This is a genomic window from Amycolatopsis sp. NPDC058278 (assembly GCF_042881395.1).
GTDB lineage: Bacteria > Actinomycetota > Actinomycetes > Mycobacteriales > Pseudonocardiaceae > Amycolatopsis.
The window spans coordinates 22,849-32,074 of record NZ_JBHVXZ010000111.1; the positions used below are offsets into that span (position 1 = coordinate 22,849).

Below are 9,226 nucleotides of genomic sequence, written 5' to 3' on the forward strand. Positions count from 1 at the left end.
GTCCGTCGGATCCTCAGCCGCACGACACCGATCGCGGCCCGCGCTGTAACGGTGGTCGGTGCCCCGGCGATTCTGCCGCGAAGGGGACAGCCGACAAGGGGAGCATGATGCCTGCCAGCCCGCTCGACATCCTGCGCGACTCCGGACCGGCGTTCGCCGGTCTCGCCGAGGTCCGCCCGGCCGCGGAGCCGGGGCACTACTCGGCCGACTTGCAAGTGTGGGTGCACGGGGGCCGGCCTGTGGCGCAGTCCGGGCTCAGCCACCTGAAGACCGACACGATCGAGGGGAACGAAGACTGAAATGCCGCCCCCGGCGGTGTACCTGATCAGCCGGACGACGGACCGGGCCGACGACCTCGTCGCCCTCGAGCTGCGCCGCCGTGCCGTGCCGTTCCGGCGATTCAACGTCGATCTCTTCCCGCAGCACGCGTCCGTCGCCTTCGATCCCGTCGCCGGGACGTTGACACTGGACGGCCGGGACGCGTCCACGCTGCTGTGCGGGGAAGCGCGGGTGTGGTGCCGCGGGCTCCGGTTCCCCAGGCAGGCCGGCGACGACACGACCCGGTACGTCCTCGATGAGTCCGCCGACCTTTTGACCGGCGTCTTCGCCTGTTCGCCGCCCGCGAAGTGGCTCAACCACCCGGACGCGGTCACCGCGGCGTCCCACAAGGCCCGGCAGCTCCGGCTCGCGGCCCAGCTCGGCTTCCCGGTTCCGGCGACGGTGCTGACCAACGACCTGGGGACCGTCGGCGCCCACCACCTGGCTTACCCGGCATCGGTGAGCAAACCGGTCACCGGCCGGCTGTTCACCGTCGACGGACGCCCCGTGTCGGTGTACACGGCCCCCTTGACCGGTTCCGGTGCCGAGGGGGCCGCGAAAACGGCGCCGTTCTGCGCCCAGGAACGCCTGACCGGTGAAGACGTGCGGGTGACCGTCATCGGCAGCCGGTGCCACGCGGTGGCGATCGCCACCCGATCGGACACAGTGGACTGGCGGCTCGCCCGGGACGAGGACGTCGAGTACCGGGAGATCACGCTGCCGCCGGACGTCCGGGACTTCGTGCTCGGCCTGGCCGGCGCATTCGGCCTGCGGTACGCGGCGGTCGACCTCTTCCGCACGGACGACCGCTACCACTTCCTGGAAGTCAACCCGGGCGGGCAGTGGGCCTGGCTGGAACACGCGTGCGGCATCCCGCTCACCCGCCTGATCGTCGACGAACTGCTCGGCGAGGAGGTGCACGCATGGCCCGGCTCGCGCCGATCACGCTGCTCCGGCAGGTAGTGCCTGTGCCGCGGAAGGACCGCGTGATCAATCCGCCGCACCTGTTCGAGCGCTACGAGACACGGATCGCCGAACTCCGTGACGATCCCCGGATCCCGGACAGCGAACTCCTCGAACAGGCGCGGAAGATGTGGGCCGACCAGGAGACGCGGTTGTCTTCGATCGACAGCCGCGCGGGCCAGCTGATGGCCGCGGCCGGCATCGCCGCCTCGCTGACGACCACCGCCGTCGGGCAGAAGGGCCTCTTCGGGGTGGGTGCCGGGAACCCGCTGCTCGTCATCGCCTACCTCCTGGCCCTGGCGTACTTCGCGTACTGCATCCTGGTCGCGCTACGCGTGCACGGACGGCGACGGCGCCACAAGATCGGTCCGGACGAGCTGGTTCCCTCCGTGGGAGCGTCCTACTCGCGGCACCTGGCCGTCGAACTGCTGGCATCCCTGGTCAAGAACTACCAGAGTGACAACCGCCAGGTCGAGGCGCTGCACATGGCGCAATGGGCGTTCCGCAATGCCGTGATCCTGCTCGTGTTCGGCGGGATCACGGCCGTCTGGCGGTGATCGGTGCCCTGGTCTCGGCGTCGGCCTCCACCTCGCCCGTGCGACCATCTGCGGAGGACCCGGACCGGACGAAGGAGCCCCAGACCTTGCCCTTGGTGCACGCTCTGTGGTCTCCGGGCCGGGGGCTGCTGCTCTGGGCGGAGCGCGACCGAGGCCCGGCCGGCACGGCGAGCCGTTCGGCGCGGATCGCGCTTCCGCATCCGTTCGCGGTCTCCAGCACGCAGCTGACCGCTCTGCATCCCGGCAAGCCCACGTCGGCGACCTTGCTGCTGCCGTCGCGGGCGAACCGGCCGCTGGCCTCCTCCGAGCCGGCGGGCGGTAAACGGCGGGTGCTGTCGCTGCGGCCGTGGTCGGTGCCGGCCTTGATCGTGGACGCGAGCGAGCTGGAGGACCTCGACGACTCGGCCTCGTACGGTTCTTCGGTCACCTACCTGCGGGCGGTGGCCCGCCTGGCCGCGGACCTGGTGCGGCGCGGGCGGGTGCTGCCGACGCTCCTCCGCCGGGGCGACGCGGCGGAGGCCCGGTGGCGCCCGGTGCTGCAGGGCGTGGATTTCGTCGCGTTCGACGCGCTGGTCGCCGCGATGCCGCCGGTCGGGCGGGCCGAACAGATCGCGCCGCTCACCGGGGCCTCGCCGCGCGCGCTCGTCACCGATGCCCTCCACGCCCTGGTCGACGCCGCGGTCCGGGACCGGCTGGCGCGCGCGGATCCGCCCGTCGACCTGCGCGGGGGCGGGGACGCGGCCGCGGTGTGGCTCTCCGCTTTGCAAGGCGGCGTTCCGCGCGTCGAGCTGCCGCTGGCCGAGCTCGGTGTCCTGGCCGGCGCCGTCGCGGAGTGGGACGAGGTCGCCGATACCGCCGATGCCGCTGTCGTCGACGGCCGGGCGTGCTTCCGGCTGGCCGAGGTCACCACCCTGCGTCGACCGGCCGAGGACGATCCCGACGACCAGACCGGCGACGGCACGAAGTGGCAGCTGCAGTTCCTGCTGCGGGCGACCGCCGACGCGAGCTTGCTGCTGTCGGCGGGGCAGATCTGGTCGGGCGAGGCGAACGGGCTGGTCAGGGACCCGAAAGGGCTGTTCGTCGCCGAACTGGGCCGGGCCGCGCTGGTGGAACCGATGCTCGCGCCGGCCTTGCGCCGGACCCAGCCGTCCGAATACGACCTGACCGTCGAGGAGGCCGAGCGGTTCCTCACCTCGGGCGCGACCCGGCTGGTCGAGGCCGGGTTCGAGGTGCAGCTTCCGGCCACCTGGGACGGCCGGCGCCGGCTCGGGCTGCGGCTGTCCGTCCGCAGCACGCCGTCGGAGCAGGTCGTCACCCGCAGCCGGGTGGGCCGCGACGAGCTGGGCGGGTTCCGCTGGTCGATCGCGGTGGGCGACGACGAGATCGGCGAGGAAGAGCTGGCGAAGCTCGTCGCGGCGAAGACTTCGCTGGTGCGGCTGCGGGGCCGGTGGATCAGCGTCGACGCCGACCGGCTCCGCGCCGGTCTCGAGTTCCTGCGCCGCGACCCGGACCGGCACACCCGGCCCCCGGCCGCGGCCGAGCTGCTGGAGCTCGCCCACCTCGCGGGGGAGACGCCGCTGCCGGTCACCGGCGTCAGCGCCGACGGCTGGGTCGGGGACGTCCTGGCCGGGCGGGTCCAGCAGGAACTGCGGCCGGTCGGGCTGCCGCCGTCGTTCCGCGCCACACTGCGCCCCTACCAGCAGCGGGGGGTCGCCTGGCTGGCGTTCATGTCGGCGCTGGGACTCGGTGCGTGCCTGGCCGACGACATGGGCCTCGGCAAGACCGTCCAGACGCTGGCGCTCGAGGCGCTCGAGCGGGCCGAGGACGATCGCCGCCCGACGCTGGTGCTGTGCCCGATGTCGCTGGTCGGCATGTGGCAGCGCGAGGCGGCGACCTTCGCCCCGGGCCTGCGTGTCCACGCCCACCACGGCAGCGCCCGCGCGCACGGGGACGCGCTCGCCGCGCAGATCGCCGCGGCCGACCTCGTCGTCACGACCTACGCCACCGCCGCCCGTGACGCCGGCGAACTCGAGACGTTCGCCTGGCGACGCCTGGTGCTCGACGAAGCGCACGCCATCAAGAACGCCGACACGGCGACGGCCAAGGCGGTGCGGCGGTTCACGGCCGAGCACCGGCTCGCACTGACCGGCACCCCGGTCGAAAACCGGCTGGCGGACCTGTGGTCGATCCTGGACCTGCTCAACCCCGGATTGCTCGGCAGCAGGTTCGAGTTCCGCCGGCGGTTCGCGGCCCCGATCGAGCGCCGCGGCGACCCCGCCACCGCCGCCGACCTGCGCCGGCTCACGCAGCCGTACCTGCTGCGCCGGGTGAAGACGGACCCCGCGATCGTCCCGGAGCTGCCGGCAAAGCTCGAAATCCGGCAGGAGTACCGGCTCACCCGCGAACAGGGCACGCTGTACTGCGCGATCGTCGACGAAATGATGAAGAAGATCGAGAACAGCCAGGGCATCAAACGCCGTGGCCACATCCTCGCCGCGATCACGAAGCTCAAGCAGGTCTGCAACCACCCCGCGCACCTGCTGCACGACGGGTCCCCGATCGGGCAGCGCTCCGGCAAGGTCAACCGCCTCGAAGAGATCCTGGCGGAAATCCTGGCGTCGGGCGATCGGGTGCTGTGCTTCACGCAGTACACCGAATTCGGTCACCTGCTCGTGCCCCATTTGTCGGACCGGCTCGGCGCCGAAGTCGCGTTTTTGCACGGCGGCTTGGGAAAAGGGGCGCGAGACGCGATCGTGGAACGCTTCCAAGCCGGCGACGGGCCGCGGATCCTCTTGCTTTCGCTCAAGGCCGGCGGCTCCGGGCTCACGCTGACCGCCGCCGGCCAGGTCCTGCACCTGGACCGCTGGTGGAACCCGGCGGTGGAGAACCAGGCCACCGACCGGGCGTTCCGGATCGGGCAGCGACGCACCGTCCAGGTCCGGAAGTTCGTCTGCCCGGGCACCATCGAGGACCGTATCGACACCCTGATCACCAGGAAACGCGAGCTCGCGGGGATGGTCGTCGGCGAGGGCGAAAGCCGGTTCACCGAACTGTCCACGGACGCGTTGCGCGGGGTGCTCACCCTGGGGGAGGAGGCGATCGATGACTGAGCCGCTCCCGTGGTGGCCGGCCCGGTTCATCCGGGCGTTGACGGCGATCGGGGTCCTCCTGCCCGCCGAGGGCCGGGGACGCGTCGTGTCCTTGGAGGTCGGCGCGGGCCGCGTCGAAGCCGAGGTGCGGGACGACCACCCGCACCAGGTGAGAATCGGGCTGACGGCGTTCGGGAAGACGGACTGGGCGGCGATCACCCACGCGCTGGCCGCGAAAGCGTCGTCCACGGTCCTGCTGCTCAGCGGCGAGCTGCCCCGCGACGTCGAAGAGATCTTCAAGGCGGTCCGGCTGCCGCTGTTCCCGTCGTCGGCGCGGGAGGTGTCCCTGGACTGCACCTGCCCGGACGCCGAGGTGCCGTGCGGTCACCTGAACGCGGTGTTCTCCGCGCTCGTGGCGCGGGTCGCCGACGACCCGTTCACCATCCTGGCTCTGCGCGGCCGGAACCGCGAAACGCTGCTCGAGGAGCTGAAGAACCGGCTCATCGCGGCCGAGCCGCTCGATCCCGGCGACCGGTCTCCGGCCCTGACCGAGGTCATGGACACGTTCTTCGACTGCGGTCAGGCCCCGGGCCTGCCCGGCGCGGCGCCGTTGCACGGGCCTCGGACGTCAGCCGACGCGCTCCTGGACCAGGCCCCGCCGTTCGCGATCACGGCGGGCGGGGCAGACGTCGCCGAGCTGCTCCGGCCGGCGTACCGGGCACTCGCCGGCGAGCACGGCACCGAGGGGCCGGCTCAGTAGACGGCTGCGGGGCGGCCGCCGCCGTCGTCCCGGTGGCGGAACCGGCCGGCGAGACCTGGATCGCCGGGGCGGGCCCGGGCGACAAACCCCAGTTCCGGGCCTGAGCCACGCTCGTCGATCCGGTCATCGGCCACGTCGCGCGGGACTATCGGCGGGTGCGGCGTCCCGACGGGTCGCTCGTCCGCGCGTTCGCCGCCCGGGGTCCTCGTTGCGGACCGGGGAACGTTTCGGTGTCGGAGACCGGCTCGGCCGGGTACACCGGCTGGAGGAACAGGCTGCCGTACCGCTGGTCCTGGGGCGCGGTGAGCGCTTCGGGCCGGGGTTCTTCGGCGACGGGGTGGCTGAACAGCGCACTGTCTACAGTGGAAGTGGTGATCGGGGATCCTTTCGTGGCCGCCACCGGGTGGTGGCGTGGTTCAGAAGGGTGGGCCGCACAGGGGCAGCCGGTGATTCCGCGAGTGGTGTGGTGAACCCGGCCGGGCGGCCACCGCCGTGGGTGAAGGCGGGCCGTCGCACGGAACCTCTCGGGCACCACTCAGCGTACACGATGTCTGCCGAGTTCGTACGTCAGCAGGGCCAGGGCCGTCCCGACGGTGCGCGTGCCGACCAGCCGCGCGGGCTTGACGCCGGTCGTCGGGGGGAAGAGCCGTTCGCCCGCGCCGACCACGAACGGGTACGTCATCAGCCGCACCTCGTCCGCCAGGTCGTGCTCGATCAGCGTGTGGACGAGCCGGGCGCTGCCGTACACGACGATTTCCCCGCTGACCTCCTCCTTCAGCTTCGCGACTTCCCGGACGACGTCGCCCGCCAAGACCGTCGGCTCGCCCCAGCCGGCGTCCTCGACGGCGGAGGAGGAGACGACGTACTTCGGCAGGCTCCGCAACCGGTCCGCCCACTCGCCGGTGCGGGACGCCCACCCCCGGCCGAGGAAGTACGCGTGGGTCCGACGGCCCATGAGCAGGGCCTCGGCGCCCAGCGCCTCTTCGTATTCGATCCGGGCCCACGCGGCGCGGTCCTCGTCGCTGATCCAGGTGAACCAGCTGCCGCGGCCGGACCCCTCCTCGCCGGTCGGGTCCTGCACGACGCCGTCGAGGGTGACGTTCTCGCTGATGATGAGTTTTCCCATGCCGGGGCAGACGCCGGGACACCGGGAAAAGGGGCGGCCGCCCCCATCGCGCCGCCGCCGGCGTCCGTACAGGATGGCAGCGCGACCAGGGAGAGGCGGCCGGATGGGGACCGAACTGATCGGCAGGGCACGGGCCGGCGACGGCGAAGCGTTCCGGGCGCTGACCGAGCCGCACCGCCGTGAGCTGCAGGTGCACTGCTACCGCATGCTCGGGTCGTTCCAGGATGCCGAGGACGCCCTGCAGGACACGCTGCTGTCCGCGTGGCGGGGCCTCGGCGGGTTCGACGGCCGCGCGTCGATCCGCACCTGGCTCTACCGGATCGCCACCAACCGGTGCCTCAGCGCGCTGCGCTCGGCGGCCCGGCGCCCGGCCAAGGCGTGGGACATCCCCGGTGTCGAACCACCCGAGCCGACGCGGCTCGGGGAAGTCGTCTGGCTCGAGCCCTTTCCCGACGCGCTCCTCGAAGGGGCCTTCGCCGCGCCGCTGGGCCCGGAGGCGCGCTACGAGCAGAGCGAATCCGTGTCGCTGGCGTTCGTGACCGCGCTCCAGGTGCTGCCGCCGCGCCAGCTGGCCGTGCTGGTGCTGTGCGACGTCCTCGGCTTCCCGGCGGCCGAGGTCGCCGCGATGCTGGACACCACGGCCGATGGGGTCAAGAGCGCCCTCAAACGGGCCCGGGCGGGGCTGCGGCGCCGGCCGCCGGGCGAACCGGCGCCCGCGCCGGGTTCACCCGCCGAGCACGCGATCGTGGCGGACTTCGTGCGGGCGTGGGAAACCGCCGACATCGACGCGCTGGTGGCCCTGCTGACCGACGACGTGTTCGTGTCGATGCCGCCGCTGCCGCTCGAGTACGAGGGCCGCGACGTGGTGGTCCGGTTGTGCGCCGGCCTGTTCGGCGCCGGCCGCCGCTTCGACCTGGTCCCGACGCGCGCCAACGGCCAGCCGGCGTTCGGCACGTACCTGCGCGGTCCGTCGGGCACCAGCCACGGCACGGGCCTGTACGTGCTCACGCTGGCCGGCCGCCGGATCTCCGCCATGACGAGGTTCGAGAACGGGGTGCTCCCGGCGTTCGGCCTGCCGCGGTCACTGTCACCAGGCCACCGGCAGTGAAGTGACGCCGTGGATCGGGGAGAAGGTCCGGAACTCGATCCGTTCGGACGGCACGGCCAAGCGCAGCTCCGGGAACCGGCGCAGCAGCGCGGGCAGTGCCGTCTTCAGTTCGATGCGGGCCAGCTGCTGGCCGAGGCACTGGTGGGCGCCGAAGCCGAAGGCCAGGTGGGGCACGGGTTTGCGGTGCACGTCGAGCCCGGCGTTCCCGCCGACCAGTGCGGGGTCGTGATTGGCGGCCAGGACCGACAGCGACAGCCGCTCGCCGGTGGCGATCCGGTGACCGTTGACGTCCACGTCCTTCGTGGCGCGCCGGTCTAGGTAGGTGACGGTGGAAAGGTGACGCAGCAGTTCCTCGATCGAACTGGTCGCCACGTCTTCGTCGTCGCGGACAGCGGCCAGTTGTCCGGGATTCTGCAGCAGGGCCAGCGCGCCGAGCGCGATCATGGTGGACGTGGTTTCGTGCCCGGCGATGAGGAGCAGGTTGCCGAAGCCGACCAGTTCCTCGTCGGTGATCTCGTCGCCGTGCTTGCCGATCACCTCGCCGAGCACCCCGTTGCCGGGCTCGGCGCGCAACCGGGCGACGAGCTCGGCCATGTAGGCGTGCATGGCGGCGTAGTTGGCGAACTGTTCCTGCTGGGTACGGGTGGCGTCGAGCAGAACCGCGCTGCGGTGCTGGAAGTCGGCGCGGTCGGCGTAGGGGACGCCGAGCAGTTCGCAGATCACGAGTGAGGGGATGGGCAGCGCGTACGCCTGCACGAGATCCGCCACCGGACCCGACTCCTGCATCGCGTCCAGGTGCTCGGCGACGATCTTCTCGATCCGGGGCCGCATGTCCTGGAGCCGGCGGACGGTGAAAGCGCCCGCCAGCATCCGCCGCAGCCGCAGGTGTCCGGGTCCGTCGTAGCCGAGCAGGAACCCGGGCTGGTTGAACAAGGTGCGCGGCGCGTCGGCGTCGGCGTTCATGTCGGCGCCGATGTGTTCGTGCGCGAACACGGCGCGAACGTCGTCGTAGCGCGTGACGGCGCGGGCGTCGAACTGCCCGAAGAACGGGTGGTGGCGGGGGATGACGGGCCACTCGGGTTGCTCGCGCAGCGCGGTCAGCTCGGCGGCGGGTTCGAAGGGGCAGCGTTCCGCCCGGCGGCCGGTGATCAATGCGGTGGGGTGCGGGGAATCGGGCACGGTCTGCTCCTCGGCCGGAAATGTGAGACAACCTGTCTCACAAGTTCGACTGTGCCACGACGTGATCTATGAGTCAACGTGTCTCGGAAGGCCGGCTCGTATGCTGTGACCGTGAGTTACTCGACG

Annotated in this window: 9 protein-coding genes; 6 read left to right on the forward strand and 3 right to left on the reverse strand. The window is 72.0% G+C overall.

Annotation, left to right across the window (positions count from 1 at the left end):
• Positions 1 to 107: 107 nt before the first annotated feature.
• The 5 genes from ACFVYA_RS38830 (at position 108) to ACFVYA_RS38850 (ending at position 5,687) form a co-directional block, all read left to right on the forward strand.
• The gene (locus tag ACFVYA_RS38830) at positions 108 to 299 is read left to right on the forward strand and encodes a hypothetical protein (protein ID WP_387052144.1); all 192 of its coding nucleotides are present in this window, start codon (positions 108 to 110) and stop codon (positions 297 to 299) included.
• 1 nt (position 300) lies between these two features.
• Entirely contained in the window at positions 301 to 1,281 is a 981-nt protein-coding gene (locus tag ACFVYA_RS38835; RefSeq protein WP_387052145.1) for a hypothetical protein, read from the forward strand.
• Positions 1,242 to 1,838, forward strand: coding sequence for a hypothetical protein (locus ACFVYA_RS38840; RefSeq protein ID WP_387052146.1), 597 nt, complete (start codon positions 1,242 to 1,244; stop codon positions 1,836 to 1,838). The genes ACFVYA_RS38835 and ACFVYA_RS38840 overlap by 40 nt, the downstream gene beginning before the upstream one ends.
• An 86-nt stretch (positions 1,839 to 1,924) precedes the next feature.
• Complete coding sequence (locus ACFVYA_RS38845; protein WP_387052147.1) at positions 1,925 to 4,948, forward strand: DEAD/DEAH box helicase; 3,024 nt, start codon at positions 1,925 to 1,927, stop codon at positions 4,946 to 4,948.
• Positions 4,941 to 5,687, forward strand: coding sequence for a hypothetical protein (locus tag ACFVYA_RS38850; protein WP_387052148.1), 747 nt, complete (start codon positions 4,941 to 4,943; stop codon positions 5,685 to 5,687). Before ACFVYA_RS38845 ends, ACFVYA_RS38850 begins: the two co-directional genes overlap by 8 nt.
• Positions 5,688 to 5,832: 145 nt before the next feature.
• Here ACFVYA_RS38850 and ACFVYA_RS38855 read toward each other — a convergent pair whose 3' ends face one another.
• Entirely contained in the window at positions 5,833 to 6,087 is a 255-nt protein-coding gene (locus tag ACFVYA_RS38855) for a hypothetical protein (RefSeq protein ID WP_285992234.1), read from the reverse strand.
• Between the two features lie 135 nt (positions 6,088 to 6,222).
• On the reverse strand, positions 6,223 to 6,813 hold the full coding sequence (locus ACFVYA_RS38860; protein WP_387052149.1) for a dihydrofolate reductase family protein: 591 nt from the start codon (positions 6,811 to 6,813) through the stop codon (positions 6,223 to 6,225).
• 103 nt (positions 6,814 to 6,916) lie between these two features.
• On the opposite strand from ACFVYA_RS38860, the gene ACFVYA_RS38865 reads away from it, so the two are divergent.
• Entirely contained in the window at positions 6,917 to 7,921 is a 1,005-nt protein-coding gene (locus ACFVYA_RS38865) for a sigma-70 family RNA polymerase sigma factor (RefSeq protein ID WP_387052150.1), read from the forward strand.
• Here ACFVYA_RS38865 and ACFVYA_RS38870 read toward each other — a convergent pair.
• Positions 7,901 to 9,100, reverse strand: a complete 1,200-nt coding sequence (locus ACFVYA_RS38870; RefSeq protein WP_387052151.1) for a cytochrome P450 — start codon at positions 9,098 to 9,100, stop codon at positions 7,901 to 7,903. The two genes, ACFVYA_RS38865 and ACFVYA_RS38870, sit on opposite strands and share 21 nt — an antisense overlap.
• Positions 9,101 to 9,226: the final 126 nt, after the last annotated feature.